Source organism: Mediterraneibacter sp. 210702-DFI.5.30 (genome assembly GCF_020560115.1).
GTDB lineage: Bacteria > Bacillota > Clostridia > Lachnospirales > Lachnospiraceae > Mediterraneibacter > Mediterraneibacter faecis.
This window is the reverse complement of sequence record NZ_JAJCME010000007.1, coordinates 90108-116410: the sequence shown is the minus strand read 5'-3', so window position 1 is coordinate 116410 and position 26303 is coordinate 90108. Positions and strand designations below refer to the sequence as shown.

23 protein-coding genes are annotated in these 26303 nt (G+C 38.1%); 2 read left to right on the top strand and 21 right to left on the bottom strand.

The annotated features are described in order from the left end of the window. Positions 1–47 precede the first annotated feature (47 nt). The 17 genes from LI126_RS09280 to LI126_RS09200 form a co-directional block, all read right to left on the bottom strand. Positions 48–1964, bottom strand: a complete 1917-nt coding sequence (locus LI126_RS09280; RefSeq protein ID WP_227165254.1) for a glycosyltransferase family 39 protein — start codon at positions 1962–1964, stop codon at positions 48–50. Between the two features lie 22 nt (positions 1965–1986). Beyond that, positions 1987–2631 (bottom strand): RraA family protein, encoded by a 645-nt coding sequence (locus LI126_RS09275; protein ID WP_227165253.1) that lies wholly within the window; start codon positions 2629–2631, stop codon positions 1987–1989. A gap of 8 nt (positions 2632–2639) precedes the next feature. Next, entirely contained in the window at positions 2640–3860 is a 1221-nt protein-coding gene (locus LI126_RS09270) for an ATP-grasp domain-containing protein (RefSeq protein ID WP_227165252.1), read from the bottom strand. Positions 3861–3894: 34 nt separating this feature from the next. Then, positions 3895–4836: a glycosyltransferase family 2 protein gene (locus LI126_RS09265; RefSeq protein WP_020437266.1), complete on the bottom strand. Its 942-nt coding sequence runs from the start codon at positions 4834–4836 to the stop codon at positions 3895–3897. Positions 4837–4899: 63 nt separating this feature from the next. Beyond that, on the bottom strand, positions 4900–5568 hold the full coding sequence (locus LI126_RS09260) for an acetyltransferase (protein ID WP_227155817.1): 669 nt from the start codon (positions 5566–5568) through the stop codon (positions 4900–4902). A gap of 34 nt (positions 5569–5602) precedes the next feature. After that, entirely contained in the window at positions 5603–6736 is a 1134-nt protein-coding gene (gene rffA, locus LI126_RS09255) for a dTDP-4-amino-4,6-dideoxygalactose transaminase (protein WP_020437268.1), read from the bottom strand. A gap of 12 nt (positions 6737–6748) precedes the next feature. Then, the gene (locus LI126_RS09250) at positions 6749–8554 is read right to left on the bottom strand and encodes a glycosyltransferase family 39 protein (RefSeq protein WP_227165251.1); all 1806 of its coding nucleotides are present in this window, start codon (positions 8552–8554) and stop codon (positions 6749–6751) included. 51 nt (positions 8555–8605) lie between these two features. Continuing rightward, positions 8606–10075, bottom strand: a complete 1470-nt coding sequence (locus tag LI126_RS09245; RefSeq protein ID WP_227165250.1) for a flippase — start codon at positions 10073–10075, stop codon at positions 8606–8608. A gap of 14 nt (positions 10076–10089) precedes the next feature. Beyond that, on the bottom strand, positions 10090–11091 hold the full coding sequence (locus LI126_RS09240) for a glycosyltransferase family 2 protein (RefSeq protein ID WP_055172991.1): 1002 nt from the start codon (positions 11089–11091) through the stop codon (positions 10090–10092). Between the two features lie 23 nt (positions 11092–11114). Beyond that, positions 11115–12104: a glycosyltransferase family 2 protein gene (locus tag LI126_RS09235; RefSeq protein ID WP_055172993.1), complete on the bottom strand. Its 990-nt coding sequence runs from the start codon at positions 12102–12104 to the stop codon at positions 11115–11117. A 5-nt stretch (positions 12105–12109) separates the two neighbouring features. Continuing rightward, positions 12110–13120: a glycosyltransferase family 2 protein gene (locus LI126_RS09230; RefSeq protein WP_227165249.1), complete on the bottom strand. Its 1011-nt coding sequence runs from the start codon at positions 13118–13120 to the stop codon at positions 12110–12112. Between the two features lie 56 nt (positions 13121–13176). After that, complete coding sequence (locus LI126_RS09225; protein WP_227165248.1) at positions 13177–14277, bottom strand: glycosyltransferase; 1101 nt, start codon at positions 14275–14277, stop codon at positions 13177–13179. Then, positions 14274–15689, bottom strand: coding sequence for an O-antigen ligase family protein (locus LI126_RS09220; protein ID WP_227165247.1), 1416 nt, complete (start codon positions 15687–15689; stop codon positions 14274–14276). Before LI126_RS09220 ends, LI126_RS09225 begins: the two co-directional genes overlap by 4 nt. Before the next feature lie 46 nt (positions 15690–15735). Further along, complete coding sequence (locus tag LI126_RS09215) at positions 15736–16971, bottom strand: glycosyltransferase family 4 protein (protein WP_020437276.1); 1236 nt, start codon at positions 16969–16971, stop codon at positions 15736–15738. A 34-nt stretch (positions 16972–17005) separates the two neighbouring features. Further along, the gene (locus LI126_RS09210) at positions 17006–18082 is read right to left on the bottom strand and encodes a glycosyltransferase family 2 protein (protein WP_227165246.1); all 1077 of its coding nucleotides are present in this window, start codon (positions 18080–18082) and stop codon (positions 17006–17008) included. 83 nt (positions 18083–18165) lie between these two features. Next, the gene (locus tag LI126_RS09205; RefSeq protein ID WP_331469900.1) at positions 18166–19641 is read right to left on the bottom strand and encodes an LCP family protein; all 1476 of its coding nucleotides are present in this window, start codon (positions 19639–19641) and stop codon (positions 18166–18168) included. Positions 19642–19946: 305 nt separating this feature from the next. Beyond that, on the bottom strand, positions 19947–20465 hold the full coding sequence (locus LI126_RS09200) for an HD domain-containing protein (protein WP_020437279.1): 519 nt from the start codon (positions 20463–20465) through the stop codon (positions 19947–19949). A gap of 235 nt (positions 20466–20700) precedes the next feature. Between LI126_RS09200 and LI126_RS09195 the strand changes: the two genes are divergently transcribed. Continuing rightward, positions 20701–22023: an alpha-amylase family glycosyl hydrolase gene (locus tag LI126_RS09195; protein WP_196021266.1), complete on the top strand. Its 1323-nt coding sequence runs from the start codon at positions 20701–20703 to the stop codon at positions 22021–22023. 74 nt (positions 22024–22097) lie between these two features. Here the strand turns inward: LI126_RS09195 and LI126_RS09190 are convergent, their stop codons facing one another. Next, on the bottom strand, positions 22098–23984 hold the full coding sequence (locus LI126_RS09190) for a heavy metal translocating P-type ATPase (RefSeq protein WP_227165244.1): 1887 nt from the start codon (positions 23982–23984) through the stop codon (positions 22098–22100). 13 nt (positions 23985–23997) lie between these two features. Further along, the gene (locus LI126_RS09185; protein ID WP_020437282.1) at positions 23998–24216 is read right to left on the bottom strand and encodes a cation transporter; all 219 of its coding nucleotides are present in this window, start codon (positions 24214–24216) and stop codon (positions 23998–24000) included. A 222-nt stretch (positions 24217–24438) separates the two neighbouring features. On the opposite strand from LI126_RS09185, the gene LI126_RS09180 reads away from it, so the two are divergent. Beyond that, positions 24439–24807 carry an ArsR/SmtB family transcription factor gene (locus LI126_RS09180; RefSeq protein WP_020437283.1) on the top strand — a complete coding sequence of 123 codons (369 nt, stop codon included), beginning with the start codon at positions 24439–24441 and terminating at the stop codon, positions 24805–24807. Positions 24808–24929: 122 nt separating this feature from the next. On the opposite strand, the gene nudC is transcribed toward LI126_RS09180, so the two are convergent. Together nudC and LI126_RS09170 are read right to left on the bottom strand one after the other, a co-directional pair. Then, on the bottom strand, positions 24930–25766 hold the full coding sequence (nudC, locus tag LI126_RS09175) for an NAD(+) diphosphatase (RefSeq protein WP_117498630.1): 837 nt from the start codon (positions 25764–25766) through the stop codon (positions 24930–24932). Continuing rightward, complete coding sequence (locus LI126_RS09170) at positions 25763–26242, bottom strand: signal peptidase II (RefSeq protein WP_055147682.1); 480 nt, start codon at positions 26240–26242, stop codon at positions 25763–25765. Before LI126_RS09170 ends, nudC begins: the two co-directional genes overlap by 4 nt. Positions 26243–26303 lie beyond the last annotated feature (61 nt).

The following is a 26303-nucleotide window of genomic DNA, read 5'->3' as shown; positions in this document are numbered from 1 at the left end:
TCAACCTTTCCATGTCTACTCCGATGTTGTCATGCTGCCTGACTGCTTCATTCTCCTACAATATACCAGTTATAATCATAATCTTCGGATTTTGTCATATCTCCCGGAGCAAGTACAATATAGTAATCATTTGCATATTCCAGGCGATAATCATTTCTGTGCAGGAATTTCATAAACCAGTCTTTTTTTCCATTGTACTGATTATATAATTCACTTTCAATCAAAACATCGTAATTATATTCCTCAAACCCATAATAATTGTTTGTTCTGCAGAATATAACAACCGGTTTCTCTTCCCAGTTCTCTTTTGCAAGTTTCAGGTCTTCTTTCAGTTTCTCTTCTGTATAATTCGGATTGGTAACCCATGGCTGTACATAAGATTCCATTTCATTCAATGAATACATCAAAATAGCTCCGCCAAATACCATTAATGGACGTTCTTTCTTCTCATCTAAATGATTTATGCAATCCAGAACACCATTGACAGCATCTGCTTCTCTCTCTGTTGTCTTCATATATTTTAATTTATCACTGTTAACAGAATATCGAAGTGAACTTCTATCCACACTGTCAAAATTCATTGTGCAATAAAGCATGTCTGCAAATTTCACTCCCATGCAGACAAGAATAATCCCTGTACAAGCTAAAACTGCACCATGTCGGATTTTCAATCCATATTTTTCTGTCATTGCATTAACTGCTTCAAGTGCGGCTTTACTGAAAACAAACCTGCAAACGGCGGATACTGCAAATGGAGCAATGATCCAAAATGCAAGAATCACATGTTTTGTTCCTGTATTAGAACCTGCAATTGTCAGAAGTGGAAGCATAATGGCACAGATTCCAAGAATAATCAGATCTGGATTTCCATTCTTACTATACATGTTAAAAAATACATAGCAAAAAGTTACTACATACAATATACCTATAAAAAAGGACGGACCTGTTGTCATCTGCGGCCAGTTTGGTACTGTATTTACATCATATGCATAAACCAACATATAAACAGCAATTCCAATCACTACTGCGCTGAATGCAATATTCAGGATTATTTTCTTCGGATGAATTCCTTTTAATGAAAACAAAATATTCATTCCTAAGAGAAGAATCATAGAAGCAGCAAGGTAAATAACTCCCGAAGCAATTGCATCAAGATTTCCAAATATAAAGGTAGACCAGAGATTTTCCATGCTGTAACCGCTTCCGGCCGTAGATGCAATACCAGATAATCGAAAAATATTATTGATAAAATATTCAACCTGACCTGTAATTGCCAGAAATGCTGCCAGAACTCCGAACGTTGCTGCTACTCCTCCCGCAAAGACTCCCAGATGCTTCATAAAATATTTCACATCTTCATTGTTATATAAATAAGAGAAAACATAGATAAAACATGTAACCAATGCTGTTATACTACCCATTCTGGAAAATACAACCAATGTCAGGAAAATTCCTGCGACAAAACTATATTTAAACTTCTTCTCAACTACAGCCTTAAATTCAAATCCAAGAATAAGAATCAGGAAAAATACATTGAACTGGTGATAATTGAAAATATTCAAATATGTATCTGATGCCATAATTGCAATAAGAATTCCGAATAATGTCTGTAAATCACCCAAATATTTATGAAATACCTTATAGACAGCGAATGCCATAACCATTTCCACAATTACTTCCAGAAGATTTAATCCCCAGATTCCTAATCCACCAAATATCTGAAGCCATCCCCATGCAAGTACATTTGTCAGATAGCAGGTAAAACCAACTTTATCCGGATTGCTATATATATTTTCATAGTTAAACATATGAATCCCAGTATCACCCAGGTCAATGCCAAAGAAGCTGCAAAGAAATGGATAGAGAAAAATTCCTGCGATCAACACAATCTTCGCAATTTTTTCAATTTGTTCCTTCTTACTTAACAACTGCTCCTTTTTACTTAACAACTGTTCTTTATTCATCCTCTTTCATCCTTATACTCTATTAATCATTTAAGTATTTTTTTAAACACACAATATCATATGTATCCCATTTATATTTATCAAGATACTCAAACCAGATATCTTCCTGATTTTCAATATTTTCCAGTTTCTTTAAGAACTCTTCCGTATGTTGTTCTTTCGGAATAATTACGACTCCGGTATCATCGCATACAGCAATACTTCCTTCATATTTATCTCTGTGTTCTTTTTCAACTACACTGTCTAACGGTTTTTCAATGTATTTATTAAAACAGCCCACCGGACTAAATCCTTTACACCACATCGGATAATTCTGCTTAATGATATCATTTGCATCTCTCATATTGGCATTGGATATAATCGCAACTGCCTCTCGATACAGTACTGCAAACTTTGTTACAAGCTCTCCGATAATTGCACGGTCACCACAGTTAAAAGCTTCGATCATTACAACATCTCCGGCCTGCACTTCACGGATCTGTTCATGTATGCTCCAGTTTGATTCATCCAATGCGTAGATCCATTTTACATTTCCCACAGCAAAATGCCCTCTGTTCACCGCATGAGAATCTTTAAATACGCCTGTTTTCCCCAGACAGTCTGCTACTTCTGTTGTAGAAATTCGATTCATTCTGATTTTTCTTATGATTTCGTTCTTAATATCCATGTTTTCTCCTATGATTCGAAAGATACCTTCAATGTATTCTTTACTTCTTTTTCAATTTCTTCAATTCTCTCTTTTGATTCTGCACGTGCAATAAAAAATCCTACTCTGGAACGATCATCCTGTGCCTTCTCTATAATATCGCCTTCTTTAAATTCAAGCTGAAGCTGTAAAATTTCCGGAATCGCATTGATCTGATCGACACCTTCAATTTTGGTAATCTTCTTTCCTTCTGATTCGATATCCAGAAATTCCAGAACTGCTGCTCTTTCTTTCATTTTCTCCGCATCTGATATATGCAGTTCTTCCACAGATGGAGTCTTGCCAAGTGCTGCATTGATCAGCAGCTGATAGTTGTCTACCCCTGACATAAATGGAACAATATCAGAAGCAATTCTACTTCCACCTCCACGTGCCGCCATCTCAATCAGATAATAATCTCCATCTTCGAACTTGTATTCGGAATGTGTGATCGCATATTTAATTCCTGTTCCGCTGATCAGCTCGTCATTTGTTTTTCTGAGCAGGTCATAATCAAATGTCTCATTGTAGTTCGTAAAAAACAACTTTGAGGCTATATTTCTGTTATAAGAATAATGTTCTTTCTGAGAGATCGCCAGTGTATGGTGTGTTCCATCAATCACAATACCATCCACTGTAAATTCTGTGCCTTCAATATATCTCTCCACAAGCACATAATCACCACTATTTGTAAATGCTTCCGTCTCTGCGAATCGATCCCTCAATTCCTGTTCGGATTCTATCGTAAATATTCCACGGCTGGACTGGGAATCCAATGGCTTAATAATCACCTTTTTTCCCAATTCTCTGTAGAACTCGATTGCTTCTTCTACATTTGTACATAATCTGTACTCCGGATACTTAAATTTTTTTTCCCGGCAATACTCTCTCATTTTAAATTTGTTTGTAAAAAGTTCTGCCATTTCATGACCAATTCCAGGACACCCCATCTGTTCTGCAACATAAGCTACTGTTGGAACAGCAATATCACTCTGATCTGTCAACACTGCATCAATCTTATATTCCTTTGCAAGTGCCAGATTCTTCTCTTTGTCTCTTACATCCATTACACCTGTAAAATCCGCGTACTTAAATCCAATAGAATCTTCATAAAGATTTGAATTCACTACTTCATATCCCAAACTTTTTACTTTCTTAATCAGTGGAACCTGCCATGTTCCCCCTGCAATTACCATTACTCTTTTCATCATTCGCTCCGACCTTCCTTTAAATCTACAACCTTTTTTACAACAGGTCTTCTCCGTCTTTTACAATACTCTCTATTACATACTGTGGCTGATTATTGATACACATATAAATTCTTCCTGTATACTCTCCGATAATTCCAAGCACTCCCAGGATCAGACCTCCTAAAAACAGTGTAACAGCCATCTGCGATGTATATCCCACTTGAATTGTAGGTATAATCAGTTTTCTTATTAATGAGATAATTCCTAGCAACACTCCGCATACAGAACTGATAAATCCAAGTGCACTTCCGACTCGTAAAGGTTTAATTGAAAATGCTGTAAATCCATTGATCCACAGTTTTAATAATTTCTTAAAATTATAGCCGCTCTTTCCTGTTGCTCTTTCTCTCTGTTTCAGATGAACATTTCCTATCTTTCCTGATGTTCTGAGTAGAAGTCCTGCAATGTAAGGGTATGGATTCTGATATTTGACCATCTCTTTCACTACAAATCTTTTTGCCATAAAAAAAGATGATAATCCTATCTCTTTAGGCTTATCAATCATATGATACAGCATAAATTCATTCACTTTTGTACCAAATCTTCGAACAGCCGATTTCTGTGTAGTCTCTGTATATTTTGCGCAGACTACATCATATCCTTCCTGCATCTTGTCATAGAAATCCCAGACCATTCCTACCGGTGTCTGTCCATCATCATCTGAAGTCATAATATACTTTCCGGATGCCTGGTTAAACCCTGCCAGCAATGCGTTTGGCTGTCCGAAATTCTTAGCAAAATTGATTCCGATGATTCTTCCATTTTCTTTTGAAAGCCGATTGATCAATCCCTTTGTATTATCTTTTGAATTGTCATTGACCAGAATAATCTCATATTCAAATCCTTCTCTTTTTTTCATTGCAGCTTCAATCTCGCTGATCACGCCTTCCAGATTCTTTTCTGAACAATAGCATGGAATTACAAATGAAATATCCATTCAATCATTTCACAGATCAGATTTTCTAAAGTATTAAAATCCGACCTGTGTACTCCTTTCTCTTTATCTCGTATAAGCCATCTCTGTACTTTTTTTATTTTCCAGACAGATACTGCGTGCCGGAACATAGACACTATATGGCTCTGTATTCTCTTTGACAAATGCACCTGCCCCAACCAGTGTTGCATATTCCAGCGTCCTGTTTCCAAGTACCGTACTGTTAATTCCGAGAAAACAATTATTCTTTACAACTGTTTTTCCTGCGATAACAGAATCCACTGAAAAGAAATTATAATCTCCAACCTGCGATTCATGTGAAATCTGGCTTCCGTTCCATATAATGTTGGAATTTCCAATCTTTGTTCCATACGCCAATGTAACATGTTCAAGAATAATATTCCCCTCGCCCATTGCAACACTCTCGTCTACTACACTCGGATGAACAAAATTTTCGATCCTATATCCTTTTCTTTTCGCATCTTCAAACTTCTGCTGTCGAATCTGATTCATTTTCTTATAACCAAGCGCAATAACCATCGTATATTCTGTTGGTGGATATGCTTTTTCAACTTCTTCATAAGCCACTGCCGGCAGACCATCATAGGTATCACTTTTAAGATATGCTTTATCTACCGTATATGCCACAATCTGTACGTCTGCATATTTTTCAAAATAATATCGAAGCATTTTCCCAAAATCTGTCGTACCAAAGATCACACATTTTCTCTTCATTCTTTTATCCTCTGTTTTTACTATACCGGTTCTTTTACTTTCCACTATAAAATGCTTTTACTTTCTCCGCAATGTAATCTACATTTTCTGCTTCGAGTCCATAATACATCGGCAAACGCAGAAGTCTTTCGCTTTCAGTCGTCGTATACTTATCTTCCCCACGGAATTCTCCGTATTTCATACCTGCCGGAGCTGTATGCAGTGGAATATAATGGAATACGGAAATAATACCATTCTCTTTCAAGTATCCAATCAGTTTCTGACGTTCCTCCAGATCTCTCGCTTTGATATAGAACATATGAGCATTATGTACGCAATCCTCAGGAATAACCGGCATTTCAATCTTTCCTGCTTCTTCCAGTTCCTTTAAAGCTTCATAATATCTGTTCCATGTTTTCATTCGATCATCATAAATCTCCTGTGCTTTTTCAAGCTGTGCCCAGAGATATGCTGCATTCAATTCACTTGGAAGATAAGATGAACCCGCATCCATCCATGTATATTTATCAATCTGACCACGGAAAAATTTACTTCTGTTTGTTCCTTTTTCTCTTACGATTTCTGCGCGTTCAATATCTTCCGGATCACGAATCAGAAGTGCTCCACCTTCTCCCATGCTGTAATTCTTTGTTTCATGAAAGCTAAAGCAGCCGTAATCACCGATTGTACCAAGTGCTTTTCCCTTATAGGAAGCCATAACTCCCTGTGCAGCATCCTCTACAACTTTCAGATCATATTTCTGTGCAATTGCACAAATCTCATCCATCTTACAGGCTACACCGGCATAATGAACCGGAACGATTGCTTTTGTCTTCTCCGTAATCGCATTCTCAATCAGCCTCTCATCAATATTCATTGTTTCCGGATGAATATCAACAAATACTGCCTTGGCACCTCTTAATACAAACGCATCCGCTGTTGATACAAATGTATAGGACGGCATGATCACCTCATCCCCTGGTTTAATATCCAGAAGGATTGCTGCCATCTCTGTAGCATGTGTACAGGATGTCGTCAACAGTGTCTTGGCTGTTCCTGTATTTTCTTCAATCCATTTAGAACATTGTTTTGTAAATGCTCCATCACCACAGATTTTATGATTTTCAATTGCTTGTCTGATATAATCGATCTCTGTTCCGACGATTGGTGGTACATTAAAATTAATCATTCTCTTTTTTCCTCATTCCTTTGAAAACTTCCATATTTGATAGCCATCTAACTCTTTGTATAATTCTGCCTTTGCTTCAGGATAATACCGTTCCTGCAAATACTGCACTTTTTGATCTAAAGTTTTCCACTCTGAATCCACAAGATATACCTTCTCATTTATTAATGCTTTTAATGGCTGTTCGGCATCATATGTTTGTAATATCTGATTGCAATCCGGGAAATTTGTTGTTACACCTGCAAGATATAAAACATTGTCAAATTCTCCTGTCGGAATTGCTTTCCACGGATTCCAGTCATAATAGAACACTTGCATCATTGTCTGAAAATCCAGTAAATACAAATTTTTCTTATGTGTTTCTATCTCATTGATCAGTTCTTCCGACTTCGCCCCTTTATTGACTATTTTGCGATATTTACTCGCTTTATAGTTCCATGACTCATAAAATGTATTCTCTATATATTCCTTGCGCCCCCAACTATCTACATCCTGATAGGATCGATCCGGTAAATAAAGCGGCAATTGCAAAAATAGACATACTGTATTTATTATAACACAGACTCTCCTATATTCAATAAATTCTCTTTTATTTTCACATTCTAATTTTTCCCAAAAGTAAAAGAGTGTTAAAAATCCACCTAAAAATACTGCATATTCCGTTCGATACACGGTTCTTTCAATCAAAAAGCAATATAAAATATAGGCAAATCCGATTCCCCATATCACAATTGCTGTCCAACAATTTTTTCTCTGAAAAACAATACTTAATATTGTAAGCACCACACAGGCAAGGAAAACAGGATATCCCTGTAAACCACGGTTCTGTATCTCTTCTATTATTACCTCCTTAGATATCTCTACATTTTTTTTATAATCCTGTATAATATCTGCGGCCTTCTGCATAATGTCTAAAGAGAAGACTTCATTATCTGCAAAATTCCAGTTACGCATCATCTTATAATCATTTTCTGAAATTCCGATTTTCTGTAATTCTTCCGCGTACGCTTCATATCCGTAATCACTTGCATCTACGATTGCAGCCCTTGCTTCGCTATATTCTTTGAAGTATTTGTATTCCGGATCCTTATTATAAGAATAATCATCAAATAACTTGCAGCCTGTTACTACTAAGATCAACAGCAGTCCCGCACTGATAATTTTTCTCATCTTTAGCCAAAAACGTCTGTGATCCGTCTCATTTTTCCACACCCTGACAATCTCTACAATAAGAATAAATAAAAGGAAACCGCCCGCGAGATAAATAATATTAAACCTGAACCACGTTCCAATTACGCACAAAATCGCCGCCGATATCTCTATCCGCAACGATCTTTGTTCAAACAGCGCCCATAGAAACACAAGGCTGCCTGCCATGACAGCTATCATTGCTGTTTTGGTGAACTGCATAAGAATATACGCATCACTGCCAAACACAGTCAATAATAAAGTTATTACCATAAGCGCCATTGATCTGTTCAATTTTTTCAATAACATATATGAAAGTATTGTAAAACTAAGAAAACAGAGTAATAACTGAAAAATAAGATACCAACTGATTTCTGGTAAAATAAGATAGAATGGGGTCAACAGATATCCCCACAGGACATTGATAAAAATCAAATGTGGATTTAAACTCCCCCCATAAGCTCCTGACAAAATCGCAGACATCACAAAATCATCTGACACTTCATATTTAACATCACAAAATACTAAAATTGAAGCTAAAAAAAGAAGATTCAATGTGATAGCAGACAATATTTCCGATTTCCAGATCTTACTGATACAGTTTTTCAAAATTGTTTTTTTCGTCTTATCCATACTTCTCACCTTCTTTTTTCTATTTAATCAGTTTCCTGATCTCTATTGTTCCTATTTCTTTTCGATATAGTTCCCTATAATCTCCCAGACCAGTTTTTCTTTTGTCATAAGGAGTACAACTCCATAAATCCCAAAGAACACGCATGCGCTGATTGCAAGCATTACAAATGACTGTATCTCCATGCTCCAGCCAAATGATTCTAAATCAAGCAAGCCCTTCACTAAACTCCCACCGATGGTTGCCACTACAATCGCTACTCCAATTTTCATACCACTGACATCCCGCATGATATCCTTTAATATCTCTTTCAAATACACACATTGAACCAGAAGTACCACCAATTCAGCTATCACAGTAGCAAGTGCTGCACCGGATGATGCCATCTTCGGAATCAGAACCAGATTCAGAAGGAAATCAGCAACTGCACCACACACGATAGAATTTAACACCTTCTGTTCCTGATTCTGTGGCGTAAGAATCTGAATCCCGGTAATATTAGACATACCGATCAAAAGTACTGTCGGCATCAGAATAATCATCGGAAGTACCGCGCCCTGATACCCGTCTCCTGCAAGAAACTGAATCGATTCTGATGCATACAGCATAAAATAAATGGTCAATGGAAGTCCTGCTACAACTACAAAATTGACTGCTTTCCCGATCATTCTGTAAAAATCTTCTGTTTTTTCTTTCTTAATATAATAAGAAAGCCTTGGCAAAAGTACTGTTCCAAGAGAAGTGATCAGCGTAACAAGTATTGTTTTTACTTTAATTGCTGCATTATAGTATCCAACTTCTGTATTCCCCTGCATGAACCGAAGCATTACAACATCTAGATTCGTATAAACACTGGTTGCGGCTGCCATTGCAAAAAAACGCAAAATCGGCTTTATATGTATCCGAAAATCATATGTCCCACTTTTCTTAAAAGAAACAAATTTTGTTGCATACACAAAGTTAAACACATAAGATGCAGAGCTCGCAAATACAGTAATTCCTCCATAGACAATATAATCTTCCGGATTATGTACCAGAAGGAACATCAACACCAGTGATAATAGTTTTACAACCATGTTGCATACCGTAATATACGCGTACTGCTCCAATGCGTTATATAGCCATGTGATAGCAAACATATTTAGAACCATTCCGATTCCGTTAATAATATATAATTCTTTTTCTGCTGCAAACTCCGGCACTAACGCTACTGTAACTACGAAAACGATACAGGTTAAAAACATCGTAATTGAATTGATGATCAATAATTCCTGCACTGTTTTTGACAATTTTTCTTTATCATCTCTTACTTTTGCGCATGCCCGGATTCCATAGGTTGGAATTCCCAAAGATGCAAACATATTGAAGTATGTTATAACAGCACTCGCTGTTGCCACCTTACCATTTCCGGTTGCCATCAAGACTCTTGAAATGTACGGAAATGTAATCAGTGGAAATACAATTGAAGATGCTGACATAATAAAATTCATGATAAAGTTAAATTTAACAGAGTGAATCTTCATATTACGACCTTTCTTTAACCATTTCGCACCTTACTCAACCGGACGATCAACGAGTAAAATCTAAATCCGGATTTTCTCAAGAGACGCAGCATTCCGCTAAATTCTCCGGATTTTTCGTAAACATATGCATTTTTTTCTTTTACTTCTGCATCAAATTCTTTAAATTTTTTCTGTATTACTTTATCTCCAGAACCAAAGCTTATAAACACATCTACCTGTCCATGCACCATTTCCGCTATTCTGCGTGCCATATACAATTCTTTTAATTTATCATAATCTGCTTTTTCTTTGTAGGCATTAATATAATCAAGTACATGAAAAATAACGTCAATATGATTCTGCATATGTTTCTGATATCCCAGCATGCTCACACTCTGATTCACCTGTGCAAGACGATACATATAAACAAAAATATCAAAATAAATCACATTTTTCACATACGGGATTGGATACAAAATGTACTCTACATCCACATAGAAGCTATGTTCGTCTAAACGAATCTGATTTTCTTTTAGAATTGATGTTTTTAAAACAAGCGCATGCATAGAGATTCTCGTCTCATTTGCAATCATCTCAAACGGCATCTGTTCTTCTTTTCTGATTTCTGGAAAGGTAACCGGATTTAATTCGCCTGTTACGTCATTCACTTCATAATAATTAGTAAATACATAGTCTGCATCGCATGTTTTCAATCTTTGAATCAGTTCTGCAAATCCATCCTGATCTACCCAGTCATCTCCGTCTACAACCTTAAAGTATTTTCCTTTTGCTTCACCAATCCCTCTATTGATCGTAGAACCGTGCCCTCCATTCTCCTTAGAGATCACGCGAAACGTATCTGGATATTTTTCTTCATACTTTCTTCCGATTTCTGCTGTCTTATCTTTCGAACCATCATCGACAATAAGCACTTCAATATCATCCAACACTCTCTCATCCACAAAGGAGTCCAGAGTGTTCTCTAAAAATTTTTCCACATTATAGGAAGGTACTGTGACCGTCAGTATTTTTTTCACCTTTTCTACCTGCTTTCCGATTTTTACATTTTTGTTGATACCATTCTTCTGGCTTTAGATAAAAGACGCATCAGCCAATACTGTTTGTAATTCAATATCCATAAATGAAGCTTATCTTTTCTACTCCATTGATTTATGTATTTATTATTCTTAACATTCCCAATTCTTGACTTTGCATAGTCTCTGTACTTCTGAAGATATGTCCCATCCTCTCCCTCAAGCACCAGTTCTTTCGATGGTTCAAAATAAGCATTTGCCAAGACAAGATATTCTAATTCTTCACGATAAGTTTCGTATTTTCCATTTTCACGATATACCGACAATATATGATCTAGTACTTCCATTTTATCATGACTGCTTTTCTCATGATTTTTCCCTGTCATAATTGAATTCTCGCGAATAATATAATAATATAATGGTTCTTTTAAATAACTGATTCTTTCCGCTTTCAGGAAAAATATCGGTGTTGTTGCCAGATCTTCAAAATATAACCCTTTTGGGAATGGACAATCTGCTTTCACGTAAAATTCTCTGTTGAACAATTTTGCCCAGGCTGCCGGTGGTGCAAGCAATAATTGGTGTTCCTTCTCTAAAGAAATCACTTTTCCGCCAGGAATCTGTGTTGTCCGAACTTCCTCTATCCCGTTTTCCACGCAATAATAATCAAAAAGAACCATATCGCATGCCATTTTTTCAGCTTCTGTCACTGTTTTTTCAACCAGATCTTTCGCTATGTAATCATCACTGTCTACAAATAGCAAATATTTCCCTGTAGCCAGTTTTACGCCGGCATTTCGTGCATCACTTAATCCACCATTCTGTTTATGCAACACTTGAATTCTATTATCCTTTTGAGCCAGCTCTTCACACATTTCACCGCAACGATCCGGCGATCCATCATTTACAAGTATAATTTCCAGTTCCTGATACGTCTGTTCACAGATGCTTTTCACGCAACGTTCCAGATATTGTTCTACTTTATATACCGGTACAACTACACTTACCAGTTCCACTCACATTACCTCCTGCTGACTGCTGCCAGTCTGTCCTTCATTCTTCTCAACTGAGACATCAATACCATCATTCCATACATTCGATACTGTAATAGTTTCAAGAGGATCTTATCTTTTCCTGCTATCTGCTGCACATAATAATTCTTATTCATCTGTGGAAATTTATTGTATGCATAATCTCTGAACTTCTTAAGATATTCGCTTTTTCTGTCATTTAATACGATTTCTTTTGATGGCACGAAATAGGTATTTTCAAATACGAGATATTCCAGTTCATTTCTATATGTCTCTATAAGATTTTCTCTTTCAAAATATTCAAGAAGTTGATCTACCGCCCATGTACGATCTTCATAATTCTTTTCAAAATTTCTGCTGTGCATAATTGATCCGTCGCGCATAAGATAATAATAATAAACTTCCGGCAAGTACACGATCTTTTTCGTCTTTGTCATAACTTTTGGAATCGTTGCCAGGTCTTCATAATATCTCCCCTTTGGAAATTGAAAGCCACTTTCTTTCCAAAGCTCTCTGCGAATCAGCTTATTTACAGCCGAACAGGATCTCATGATCAATTCTTTTTCTTCTGCAACCTCTATCACCCGGTTTGCTGAAAAAGGAAATGTAAACCGATCTGTCAGATTTCCATTTTCCTCTTCTCCGATATAATCAAAGATAACCATATCCGCCTGATTTTTTTCTGCTGTCTCTACTGTATCACGCACAAGATTTTCATGGATTCTATCATCACTGTCAATAAATAAGAGATACTTTCCTTCTGCCTTTTCCACACCTGCGTTTCTCGCATCTCCAAGTCCGCCATTCTCCTTGTGGATTACTTTTATACGTCCATCCCGCTCTGCATATTCATCACAGATCACACCACTTTTATCTTTCGAACCATCATCTACAAGAATAATTTCTAATCCCTGATAGCTTTGCCCACATACACTCTGAATACATCTGGCAAGATATTTTTCCACATTATAGACAGGTACAATTACACTTACAAGCTCCATATTTTGCTCCTATTATGATATAGTAAAATGATCAGTTCACTTTTTCTAATTATAGTTTAGCGAATCAAACTCTTCAATTCCTGATCCTGATTTGCCAGGTCATACTGTTCGGCATTATCAAGGAATTCTGCCGATTGTCTTTCTATTCTGTTGTCTAAAATTTCCTCAGCCCAGTATTTTGCGCCTGATTTTAGAGGAATAAAATAACATGCTTCCGTTATTTTAGATTCTTTTGTTATCTCATCACTCATAAAACACGGTAAACCTGCTGACTGTGCCTCGATTCCTGCAATTGGAAGTCCTTCAAAATTAGAAGGTAGTAAAAATGCGTCCATTCCCTGATACAGATAGTCCGTATCACTTCGTCTTCCAAGAAGTTTTACAACATCTTCCAGATTCTTTTCAGCAACTATTTGTCTGACTTTTTCAAATCTGACTCCGTCTCCTGCAAGAAGCAGAACTGTGTTGGGATCTTTTTTATGAACTTCTTCAAATACATCTAGAAGAAAATAATGATTCTTCTGATAGCAGAAGTTTCCCACATGACCGATTACAAATTGGTCAGTTATCCCCATACTCCCTCGGATTTCTTCTCTTTTCTGCACACTGTACTTATATTTTTCTCTATCCACAGCATTATGAATTACACAGAATTTTGATGAATTCACTATTTTTTTTGGAAATAACCATTCGCCGGCTTTCACAGAACATCCATAAAATTCTGTTCCGTATCGATATAAAAACAAGCGGCAGAACTTATGAATCCCGTTAAATAGATTTCTCTTTAAAGCACTTTCACAATCATTTCCACTGGAATGACTGTGAATCATTCTTCTCTCCACCCCCGAATGCTTTGCGGCAATTGCCGCAATACAGTCAATAGCTGTTGAGATATTCAGATAAACGGCATCATACTGCCCCTCTTTCATAATTCTACATACTTGCCGATATTGAGACACCGGATGTTTCAAATTGGCAATGGCATATAAATTTGAATGGAATTTTTTTAATTCTGTCTGTAACTCTACGTCAATTTCGTTCGTGAGAAAATCGATCCTCACCTCTTCATTTGACACTTTTGTCAGGAAATTCAAAAGATATTTATCAATTCCTCCTGATTTTCCATCCATGATAAATCCTACCAGAAGCTTTTTCATCCCTTTTCCTCTCTACGAACCTGATATGAATATTGTACCAGATAACCACTGAACACCCATAAAGCAAAAGCACTTGGGGAATTCGTATAGATTCCGTCTAATAAAAGCAACATACTTATAAGTACTGTTCCTGCCACGGCAAGAATTGCGATAAGATACAAACTATCACTGTCCGATTTCTTAAAGACCGGAAGTAAAACATATTGTATAATTCTAAATGTGATCAAAAGGAAAAGAACAAATCCAAGGATTCCCTGAAATGCCAAAGTATTAAAAAATGCATTGTGCATACTCGTATAATCACCCACTTCATTATTTACAGCATATGTCTCCGGCACATGTTCTTTTGCATATGAAATAAATGTGGAATACCCAGCTCCGTATATAGGACTTGTCTGCCAGACTTCTACTGCACTTTTCCATAACGAGATTCTTCCATTGGTAGCATCTTTTTCAATATTCTCATGTCTTGCTGTCTGAATCTTGTTTCCTTTCTTCGTTTTCGTAGAAATTGTAGTCTGAGGTTTTGTAGTCTTCTGTGCAGTTTTATTTGCCATTTCAGTCTGATACCTGGTATTTTCTGTCTTTAATACCTGCATTCCTCCAACTGACACAATCATAATACACAATACGATCAAAAGATTTTTAACATATCTATACTTCTTGTTTTCACTCTTCCTATGAATCAGGCAAAAATATAAAAGAAATCCTCCACACAAAACAAAAGCGATCTCACCGGTTCTTGAATCTGAATAGGTTACATATCCCAAATTAAGTAATGCCGCAATTACATAAAAAAGTTTCTTTATTCCTTTCTGCTGAAATATGAATAAAACAGCCAGAATAAAACCTATCACACTAAAAACCGCTCCATAATTAGGGTCTGTATATACGCCCCATAATCTATCCCAGGTATACCCGGTAACAATGAATTCCCCCTCCGGTGTTGTAAGATATTCCGAATAAGATTGAACCATCATAACAAGACTTGTTACAGCAGATACAGACGTTACAATAATCATCAAGTGTGAAAGAATATTAAATTCTTTTCTGTACTTCTCCGTGTCACGATCCAGATCACATACGTATAATGCAAAAAACTGAATTCCTGTCCAGAGAATCCATTTCAGATTATCTGTCATGCCATACTGTCTATTCATAAATGTACTAAGCAGAAAACTCAGACAAAAGAATATCATCAATATCAGACATGGCATTTTTCTATATTTCTTCCAGTTTATAATGCGGACCAAAATCACAAATAATCCTAACACTAATGTCAATTTCACAAGGATTGGCTGTATTGGTGATATATAAATTATAGAAATAAATGTCGCAAATGCCAGACATAGATAACTGATCTTAAATACAAGTTCTAATATTTCTTCATAGTTCTGTTTTAATTTGTCCATTAGATCCCCTTTGCACTTCGTGTCTATCTCATTAGTATCTGTCTTGCTAGTTCCTGTTCTGATTTTTCTCAATCAATCCTCGAATTAATTCTTCTATTTTTCGGTAAGACTTTGGTCTGTCAAACTGTTCTTCCGCAATTTTGCGTGCCTTTTCACCCATTTTTACTCTTGCTTCTTCATTTTTATAAAGCTTCTCAATCATATCCGCAAGAATATTTACATCTTCCGGAATAATATTCACACCAAAGCCATCGTTTTTCACCTTTGCACGGAATTCCGGACTCATACAAGTATTGATCATTGGTTTTCCTGCTGCCAGATAATCTCCGATCTTCGTGACAATGCTCTGCGGAGCCTTCTTAACAAAAGAGTTCACCAGAATATCTGATTTCTTAAGATATGCTGCCATCAGATCATATGGTGCATATCCAACAAATTCTACATTTGATATCTTTCTTGAATTTGCAAGTTCTTCCAATTCTTCTTTCATTGGTCCACCACCAAGAATTTTTATCTTAATCTGTGGCATACCGCGTTTTGCAAGTTCTTCACCTGCCAAAACCATCGTACGGATATCATAACTCGTTCCGATCGTTCCTGCGTACGATACCCAGAATTCTTCTTTATCTTTTACAATCTCAGCTGTCCGCTGTGCTGCTCCCGCATCGAACACCGTCAGTTCATTTCCCACATAAACTGTTTCTCTCGGAATATCTCTGTTCCGTCTTTTAAACGGGCGGTCACGGTATTCATCCGATGTACCGATCACTCCACTTGCAAGTCTGTAAACTTTCTCTGCATCTCGAAGCAGGGAATAAAAGATAATATCACTTATCACCGGAATATCTATTATCATCCTCATTGCTTCCGGCCAAAGATCATTCACATCTGCAACAAACGGAATTCCTTTCTTCTTTGCATATTCTGCCGCCGCCAGTGCTACGTCATTCGGTGGAATCTCAGCATATAAAAGATCATAGTCTCCCTCTTTCTCAAGAAGATTCATCAGGTTCTTTGCTGCAATTCTATGACTATAGATTCTACGTAGATCAATATTTTTCTTATATCCCGGCTCATAAATGAACTTGACCCCAAATTTGTATTTTTCATTTTTAATTTTTTCCAGATCACGCTGTGCTTTTTCCCAATGCTGAAAGGTTGTTGTAATCAGATCAACCTGATAACCAGCATCTGCGAGGAATTCACAGACAGAGCGAAATCTTGTATATCCTTTTTCATCATCCAGACGAATTCCCATTGTAATAACTGCTACTTTATACATTATTTTTCTCCCGCTTGATATTTCTTTCTATGATCTATCTCTCCGACTTCGTCTTTGAATAAATCACAGGCATTCCTGTTCGCACAATATGCACTATTCTTCCAAGTGCTGTACACAAAAATGTGGAATGTGTGTTCAAACATTTTAAAGTAATCTTAAGTGCCTTACTGTCCTTCGCTTCTGCTTTTGGAAGCAGCTGCTGAAACAGCGGATCCCGGAATACTTCCCTGCAAAATTGCTTTCGGTCTTTTGAGTTCATTCCTGACTGATGATCGCAATTTCTTTCTAAGGCTGAAAGAATATATCTTCCATACAGTCCTCCAAGAATAGCACAGTGTTGAGGCGTATCTACTCTCCAATACCTCTGCTGATTCAGTAACATTTCAATACGTCTTCTGTGAAGCGGATAATAATCCGGTACAAACTTAGTTGTCAGACTTCCTGTCATTCTTTTCGCATAATGATACGGTGCAATATTCAATAAATTCATTGAATCAATATCATTACAATAATTAATATTAAATACGATATCCTCAATCAATCTGACCGTTTCATAGCGAAATTTATTTTCTTTGATATAGTCCAGATCATACACTTTATTCCACGCATAACCATAAATCGTCTCCTGTTCCAATCGGATCATATAATTATGGATTTCTTCAATATCCGTAAAATATTTTTCTTCTGGCCGGATCTCATGGGCATAAGCAAAGCTTCCATCTTCATTGTAATATTCTTCAAGATGTCCAAAAACAACAAGTTTTGCTCTGTTTTTTTCTAAAGAATCTGCCACTTGTTGTAAAAGGTCCATGTCTACTGTATCATCCGGATCCATAAACCAGATATATCTTCCGGTTGCATGTTGAATCCCTGTATTTCTTGCTTCACTGAGCCCTTTATTCTGTTCATGATGTATCACCCGGATTCTTGCATCCTTCTCTTTTAATTTCTCAGCCAGACTTCCTGTTTTATCCGGAGATCCATCCTCTACGATAATTAATTCCCATTCCTGAAATGTCTGGGATTCTATACTCTCTACCGCTTTGGCAAGATATTTTTCTACTCCATATGCCGGCATTACAACTGTAAATAATGGGCGTGTCTTACTCATATCATTATCCTTAATCATCTTTTCTCTATAACATCACGATTCCCGCAGACAAATTTCTGCCTGCGGGTTTCTCTCGTTGTCTATTACTCTGTTGTTGTTCCGCCTTCCAGAGTTTCTCCGTTCTCCACTTTATCCATAGCTTCTTTGATTGCGTCTACAGACTCCTGATTTGGCTGCATTACATATAAAGGCTTACCGGAATAAGAATAACAATACTGAGTGTCTCCTGTTCCCTCTGCTGCCATTGATGTAATTGTCCATTGCGGGTTCTCAGAAAGCTGGGTTTTGATCAATTCCTGAATCTGAGCTTCAGACATATTTGTTTCAACATTTCCACTTACACTATTAAGAATTCCATTTGCTCCTGTCAAAATTGCCGGAGATACCATCTTCTTGATCATTGCTGTAATTACCGCCTGCTGATCCTTACCGCGCTGATTATCTCCTCCTGGTACATTCTGACGCTCTCTCGAAAATGCTAACGCCTGTTTTCCGTTAAAGTGGTTGGTTCCCTGTACAACCTCCATCACAAGTCCTGAATCTTCACTTGTTGTAAAGGCATACTCGGATTCTACATCTACTCCACCAAGTGCATCTACCATTGTGATCAGGGAAGTAAAGTTTACTCGCGCGTAGAAATCAAGATTCGTATCATATAACTTCTCTAATGTCTTCATAGACTTATCCACGCCATAGATTCCTGCATGTGTCAGTTTATCTTTCTGTCCACCTGAAACCTCAGGAATTTCGACATAATAATCACGCGGTGTGGTCACAAGCAGGATCTGGTGTGTTGTTGGATTTACTTCTGCTATGATATTTACATCACTTCGGCTGTTTGTCTCAATTGCTCCATAAACATCAATACCACTGATGTATACACTGAATGTATCATTTTTCACTTCAACATCAGATGAGGTATCTTCTATCTCAGTCTTAATGTCATGGGAATAAATCACTTTTGTATTATCTTCATACCCTTCAAATGCTTCTTCAAGAACTCCTGTAAATCCCTGATTATAAATAATCGCATCTACTTTTCCATCATGAAGAGCCTCGGCCTGTTCTGCCAATGTATCATACTCTTCTGTCTTAATTTCCGTTCCGAGTTCTTCATTAATTGCCTGAACAGTCTGTTTAATCTGATCTCCATTCATCTTATATTGTACACCAAATGTGTAATTTTTTGCATCTTTGATTGCCTCTGCTGAATCATCTGCCATAACAGATACAACTACTTTATCTAGTTTATACTCTCCACCAGAGATTTTGGAAACCGTTCCACTTACCTTGAACAGATAATACGAACTAAAAATCAACAATACGGTAATCAATACGCTGATAATTTTTCCTGTAATCGCATTTTTCTTGGAAAAGAACTGGCTTGCCAGAATAACTCCCCAAAACAGCACCAATGCTACAGTTACTGCAACAACATACTTTGTCGGAAGCATATTCAATTTAAATATTCCTGCCATAAAAATCCCTGTCGCAATAAGCTGAACAATTGCCAGAACTAATCCAATTGTTCTGCTGAGTTTATTCTCTCTCTTTTTCACCTTTCTCCTTCGGCGATGTCTGTCAGATGTATTTTTTCTATTGGAATGTCTTTTCTTTCTTCGCACATCATTTCTTTCATCAGAAGGTCTCCTGCGCCGAGATCTTTTGTCCTGCTGACTCATATTCTTTAGTTTCCTTCCCTGTAAATCATTCTCTATGTTTCTATCTGTCGCTTTCTAATGGCACTGCCAAACGCAATTTCTACGCTTACCAGCCCATGAATACTAATTTAATATACCATTTCAACCTTCATTTCGCAACATAAGCCTTGTATTCTAAAAAAATCTTAATCTTTTTGATCTATTTAAAATACTTTTACTTCCTCACGAAATTGTTGCTTTTCTTCACAATCATTCAAACTTTCAATCAGTTCTGCTACAACTTCCGGGATCTCCGGTCTGAATTTCATATACCAGTCAAGCGTCTCGCGGATGTATTTCTTGCGAAACTTCTCATTTGCACAGAATGCACTCTGCAGATTATGAAGACGATCTGCCCCTTTCACTGCATATGCCATAGAATTTGTCTTAATCCCTGCAATATAGGTCTCCATACAATATTCTTTTTCCTTCGTCACCAGCTTCACTGCTTTTAAGACATCTTCTCCCCCGATTTCTACAATCTCCTGTTCTGAAGCATCTGTATCCTCTAAAAGATCATGAAATACTGCCGCAACCCGATATTCAACCTGCTTACCATCCTGTCGAAGAATCTCTGCAACTGCAATCGGATGTACAATAAAAGGAGCTCCACCTATCCGAAACTGTCCTTCATGCTTCTTCTTCGCATACTCCAGTGCTTTCTGGTATATCTCTTCTCCCATGATATCCTCCTTTGAATCTTCCATATTTCTGTATCATCCGGCCAGTATCTTCCTGTTGTTTCGATAATTTTAGTATACGTTGTATTTCTCGTAAATGCAATTCTATCTCTTTAAACTTTTTCACCAAACCGCTCAACTTATGTTATAATTAGAAATAGGTTTTAAGAGATTTTTATATCTCTGACTCTTTATCGAAATCCGATAAAAATCCGAATCAAGAAAGTGGGTAACAACTATGTGGGCTTACAATGAAACTTTTTATCAAATCTACCCGATCGGATTCTGCGGTGCTCCGGTACATAATGACGGAGTAACAGAACACCGGATTCTTAAAATTGGTGAATGGGCAGAATATCTTGGTGATCTTGGAATCGGTTCAATCATCTTGAATCCGATTTTCGAATCAGACAACCATGGGTATGACACAAGAGATTTCCGCAAGATCGACTGTCGTCTTGGAACGAACGAAGACTTTAAAGAAGTCTGTGAAAAGCTGCATGATAACAATGTAAAGATCATGCTGGACGGAGTATTCAATCATGTTGGACGTGGCTTCTGGGCCTTTAAAGATGTGCAGGAGAAGAAATGGGACTCTCCGTATAAAGACTGGTTCCATATCAGCTTCGACGGAAACAGTGCGTATAACGATGGTTTCTGGTATGAAGGATGGGAAGGTCATTTTGAACTTGTCAAATTAAATCTGCAGAATCCTGCAGTTGTCGACTATCTGCTTGACTGTGTCAAGATGTGGATTGAAGAGTTCGGCATAGACGGACTGCGTCTGGATGTAGCTTATTGCCTGGATCATAATTTCATGCGCCGTCTGCGCAGCTTCTGTGAGGAACTGAAACCGGGATTTGCACTGATCGGTGAAGTTCTCTTCGGTGACTACAACCTGATCGTAAATGATGAGATGCTTCACAGCTGTACAAACTACGAGTGCTACAAAGGAATTTTCTCCAGCTTCAACTGTATGAACATGTTTGAGATCGCACATTCCCTGAATCGCCAGTTCGGACCGGAGCAGTGGTGTATTTATCGTGGAAAGCATTTGATGACATTTGTAGATAATCATGATGTCACACGTATCGCAAGTATCCTGACGAACAAGAATCATCTTCCGCTTGCTTACGGTCTTCTCTTTGGTATGCCGGGTATTCCGTGTATCTATTATGGAAGTGAATGGGGCGAGGAAGGTGTGAAAGCACCGGATAATGACTATGCACTTCGTCCATGCTTCGAAGAGCCGAAGCCGAATGAACTGACTGATTTCATCAAAGAATTGATTGAAGTTCGCAGAAACAGTGATGCTCTTTGCAATGGTTCTTACCGAAATGTTGTCATTACAAATCATCAGCTGATCTTTGAACGCCGTACAGATAATGAACGTGTTCTCGTTGCGATCAACGCCGGTGATTCTGAGTTTACTGCCGGAAATGGAGAACTGCAGGGTAATTTCACAGAACTGCTTGCAAATGCTGATGAAATAGAAAATGTAACTCTGAACGGACAGCTGACAATGCCGGCTTACAGTGTACAGTTCCTGAAAGCTGTATAAGATTTTACTGATTAAGTCATTAGAAAAAGGATGAGTGGTAATGTATCTCACATTTACCATTCATCCTTTTCTTTTTATAACTTCTTCACAAAAAGTGTACGCATCGCATTGAGTATTGCAAGTACCATAACTCCCACATCTGCAAAGATTGCGAGCCACATATTTGCAATTCCAAGTGCTCCGAGAATCAGGCACACGCCCTTTACTGCGAGAGCAAATACAATATTCTGATATACGACTCCGAGACATTTCTTAGAAATTCGGATTGCCTTAACAATCTTCAGCGGATCATCATCCATCAGGACAACATCTGCTGCCTCAATTGCCGCATCGGATCCCATTGCCCCCATCGCAATACCGATATCCGCTCTTCCAAGAACCGGTGCATCGTTAATACCGTCTCCGACAAATGCCAGATTTGCCTTCGCCGGCTTCTCAGCCAGAAGTCTTTCTACCTGCTCCACCTTATCTCCAGGAAGCAGTTCGCTGTGAACCTCATCAATACCAAGATCTGCTGCCACCTGGTCTGCCACCTGTTTCGCATCTCCCGTCAACATGATTGTCTTCTGAATTCCTGCCTGTTTCAGTTTCGCGATTGCTTCTTTAGAAGTCGGTTTCTCAACATCTGAAATCACAATGTGTCCTGCATATTCGCCATCAATTGCCATATGTATGATTGTTCCTACTTTATGACATGATTTATATGGAATACCAAGGCGATCCATCAGCTTAACATTTCCTGCTGCAACACTTCTACCATCTACCTTCGCTGTAATTCCATTTCCACTAATCTCTTCAATCTCGCTAACACGCGAACGATCCAGTTCTTTTCCGTAAGCCCTCTGAATACTCTTGCTGATTGGATGGGACGACGCACTCTCTGCAAGTGCCGCATACTCTAAGAGTTGCTTTTCTTCCATCTGATTATGATGTACTCCGACCACTTCAAAAATTCCCTGTGTCAAAGTTCCTGTCTTGTCAAAAACAACATATTTTGTCTTGGACAGTGCCTCGAGATAATTGGATCCTTTCACCAGAATTCCCTCATGACTTGCCCCACCGATTCCTGCGAAAAAGCTAAGTGGGATGCTGATAACCAGCGCGCACGGACAGCTGATTACAAGAAATGTCAGTGCTCTGTAGATCCAGTCATTCCACTGCGGTGCAGCTCCCATTGCAAACATTCTCACAAGTGGTGGAAGCACTGCAAGTGCAAGTGCGCCATAGCATACCGCCGGTGTATAATATTTCGCAAATTTAGAAATAAAGTTCTCTGATCTTGATTTTCTGGATGTAGATTCTTCTACCAGTTCCAGTACCTTGGATACCGTTGATTCTCCGAACTCTTTTGTTGTACGGATCTTCAACACACCTGTCAGATTGATACAGCCACTGATGATCTCATCTCCGGCCTTCGCTTCTCTCGGAACGCTTTCACCGGTCAACGCACTTGTATTCAGTGTAGAGGTTCCCTCTACAACCACACCGTCGATTGGCACTTTTTCTCCCGGCTGAACAATAATCACTGTTCCGATCTCAACTTCATCCGGATCCACCTGTTCAAGACTTCCATCCTGCTCTATGTTCGCATAATCCGGACGGATATCCATCAGTTCACTGATATTTCTACGGCTCTTTCCAACTGCATAGCTCTGAAAAAGTTCACCGATCTGATAAAACAGCATAACAGCAACCGCTTCATTAAAGTCTCCGGACTTCTCATAAAATGCAATCGCAATCGCACCGACCGTGGCAACTGCCATCAGGAAATTCTCATCAAATACCTGACGGTTTAAGATTCCCTTCCATGCTTTCTTCAAAATATCGTAACCAACGATCAGATATGGAATCAAAAACAATACAAATCTGATAATTCCTGTTACCGGAAGGAAATTCAATAGAATCAGGAGCACCGCCGCAGCGATGATCCTGGTCAGCATCTTCTTCTGCTTCTTCGTCATTCTTCTCACCCTCTTACAGGTAGATCTCGCAATCGTCTTCTACCTTCTTACAGTTCTTCAGAACGTCTTTCATAACGCTCTTTGCATCCTGTCCCTCTTCAAACTCAACGATCATCTTCTGTGTCATGAAATTCACTGTTGCATTCTGAACACCTGCTGTGTTCTTTGCTGCATCTTCCATCTTGTTCGCACAATTTGCACAATCCACTTCAATCTTATAAGTCTTCTTCATCTTTCTCTTCTCCTTTGATCTTGTTTTTTGACTTTCATCAAACATGTTTCCTATTCATTTTCATTAAACGATTAAGCATTCGTTTAATCTTTATATTTACATTATAGCCAACCAAATGAAAAAGTCAATACATTTTGGTATTTTTATGTTACAATACCTTTATGATTATAGAGTTGCCAAAGGCGCTATTGAATTTCAATACCGAATAAAAGGAGATTGTTTATGACTGACCATATTTTACCACATAATCATGGTGAACATCTGAATACAGAACTTCTTATAGATAATATTGCAAAGACGGAGGATTTCCAGATTGTTGCTGACCTGTTCAAGGTCCTCGGAGATAACAGCAGGGTACGCATTTTCTGGCTTCTCTGCCACTGCGAAGAATGTGTGATCAACATTTCTTCCATGATGGACATGAGTAGCCCGGCTGTCTCTCACCATCTCCGCCAGCTGAAATCTTACGGACTGATCACAAGCCGCAGAGAGGGGAAAGAAGTTTACTACAAAGCAGCCGACACAAACCAGGCACAGCTGCTGCATCATATGATCGAGCAGGTGATCAAAATCACATGTCCCGAAGCTTAACTGTTATTACTGCAATATCACGCAATTAAACAAGTATATCAAAACGGAAAGATATGAATTTCTCAGAGATATTCACATCTTTCCGTTTTCTCATTGGATTTATTCACATTTATAAAAAAGTTTTACACTTCACCGTTTTTGAACTTGATGATCATCTCGTTTGTCAAACTGTCTCTGCTCGGCTCCACCGGAATCTCATCCCTTTGAAACCATTCTGCCAGTGCCAGTTCTTCCCGATCTAATGTAATTTCTTCCTCTCCATCCAGGTCGCAATAGAACCCCATCAGGATCGTATCACTGAAAGACCACGGCTGGCTCTTATAATAACGTATGTTCTTGACTTTCAGCCCGACTTCTTCCATTACTTCACGCTGAACAGTCTCCTCGATTGTTTCTCCAATCTCGGTAAATCCTGCAAGAAGTGCATATTTTTTATATGCTCTTCCAGCGTATTTTGACATGAGAATCTTGTCACCATCAGTTACTCCTATGATAACTGCCGGGCAGATTTTCGGAAATTCCATATTGCCACAATGATCGCAACGCATCATACGTTCTTTTTCATCATGTCTCATCTTATGTCCACAGCGTCCACAGAACTTGCGATTACGATACCAGTTGTTCAACTGATAACCGGTAATTCCGGCAAATGCAAGATACTGCGGTTCTGCATAACGGAAAGATTCTTTATTCTCCATTGTAAACTCTGACAACCGTTCACGACTAATATTCTGTACCAGATAAAAGCGTTCCTCGTCAATCGTAAACAGATAAACTGCTTCTTCATAAATTTCTTCATTAAGCCGTTCCAAATCACGAAATCTTGGAAATTCAATTCCATCTTTCCTTTTCTTCAGCAGTGCACTTTGTCCTTCGTAATACAATGCATAGCTCTGCGCATCCGGAGGGCATGGTCTGTACTGGTTATCAAACTGATGTGGCTGTATATCCTGAATCATAATTCTGTTCCTTCTTTCTTAAACATAGAACCAAGAACCCAGAGTACTCCGCCTGCTCCGATTGCAAAGTCTCCCAAATTATAAGTTACTTGTTCCAGCTTTTTCTTTTCTGTCTTAATCCCGATGTAATCAACCACCTTCTCTTTATGATAACGGTCTGCCAGATTACTCCACGCACCCGCTGCCGCAAGTGTGATTCCTGCTTTTTTCAAAACATGATTGTTTCCAAGAAGTGTCAGCATCTGTGTCACTGTCACAATACCTGTTCCTGCTTCTGTAAGCTTTTTCACCTTTTCCGGTTTATTTGCAAAAACTCCCAGGCAGATTCCCGGATTATGGACACGCCGGAGTTCCAACTTCTCTGCCAGCTTCCTCTTCTCTCCCATCTTCAAGTTCTTTTCTACATAATCTTTTATCCATTGATCCAAAAGGAATACCGCTGTTCCGGCCAACGGGTAGAATTTATTTTTCTTCACACTATCATCTCCCAGTTATTTTAAGTCACCTTTCCTATAACCTGTGTATTTCCACTGTTTC

Bases quoted from the DNA above. Each gene is read 5' to 3' on its own strand.
- LI126_RS09280 (WP_227165254.1), bottom strand. From the start codon at position 1,964: ATGAATAAAGAACAGTTGTTAAGTAAAAAGGAGCAGTTGTTAAGTAAG.
- LI126_RS09275 (WP_227165253.1), bottom strand. From the start codon at position 2,631: ATGGATATTAAGAACGAAATCATAAGAAAAATCAGAATGAATCGAATT.
- LI126_RS09270 (WP_227165252.1), bottom strand. From the start codon at position 3,860: ATGATGAAAAGAGTAATGGTAATTGCAGGGGGAACATGGCAGGTTCCA.
- LI126_RS09265 (WP_020437266.1), bottom strand. From the start codon at position 4,836: ATGGATATTTCATTTGTAATTCCATGCTATTGTTCAGAAAAGAATCTG.
- LI126_RS09260 (WP_227155817.1), bottom strand. From the start codon at position 5,568: ATGAAGAGAAAATGTGTGATCTTTGGTACGACAGATTTTGGGAAAATG.
- rffA (WP_020437268.1), bottom strand. From the start codon at position 6,736: ATGATTAATTTTAATGTACCACCAATCGTCGGAACAGAGATCGATTAT.
- LI126_RS09250 (WP_227165251.1), bottom strand. From the start codon at position 8,554: ATGGATAAGACGAAAAAAACAATTTTGAAAAACTGTATCAGTAAGATC.
- LI126_RS09245 (WP_227165250.1), bottom strand. From the start codon at position 10,075: ATGAAGATTCACTCTGTTAAATTTAACTTTATCATGAATTTTATTATG.
- LI126_RS09230 (WP_227165249.1), bottom strand. From the start codon at position 13,120: ATGGAGCTTGTAAGTGTAATTGTACCTGTCTATAATGTGGAAAAATAT.
- LI126_RS09225 (WP_227165248.1), bottom strand. From the start codon at position 14,277: ATGAAAAAGCTTCTGGTAGGATTTATCATGGATGGAAAATCAGGAGGA.
- LI126_RS09220 (WP_227165247.1), bottom strand. From the start codon at position 15,689: ATGGACAAATTAAAACAGAACTATGAAGAAATATTAGAACTTGTATTT.
- LI126_RS09215 (WP_020437276.1), bottom strand. From the start codon at position 16,971: ATGTATAAAGTAGCAGTTATTACAATGGGAATTCGTCTGGATGATGAA.
- LI126_RS09210 (WP_227165246.1), bottom strand. From the start codon at position 18,082: ATGAGTAAGACACGCCCATTATTTACAGTTGTAATGCCGGCATATGGA.
- LI126_RS09200 (WP_020437279.1), bottom strand. From the start codon at position 20,465: ATGGGAGAAGAGATATACCAGAAAGCACTGGAGTATGCGAAGAAGAAG.
- LI126_RS09195 (WP_196021266.1), top strand. From the start codon at position 20,701: ATGTGGGCTTACAATGAAACTTTTTATCAAATCTACCCGATCGGATTC.
- LI126_RS09190 (WP_227165244.1), bottom strand. From the start codon at position 23,984: ATGACGAAGAAGCAGAAGAAGATGCTGACCAGGATCATCGCTGCGGCG.
- LI126_RS09185 (WP_020437282.1), bottom strand. From the start codon at position 24,216: ATGAAGAAGACTTATAAGATTGAAGTGGATTGTGCAAATTGTGCGAAC.
- LI126_RS09180 (WP_020437283.1), top strand. From the start codon at position 24,439: ATGACTGACCATATTTTACCACATAATCATGGTGAACATCTGAATACA.
- nudC (WP_117498630.1), bottom strand. From the start codon at position 25,766: ATGATTCAGGATATACAGCCACATCAGTTTGATAACCAGTACAGACCA.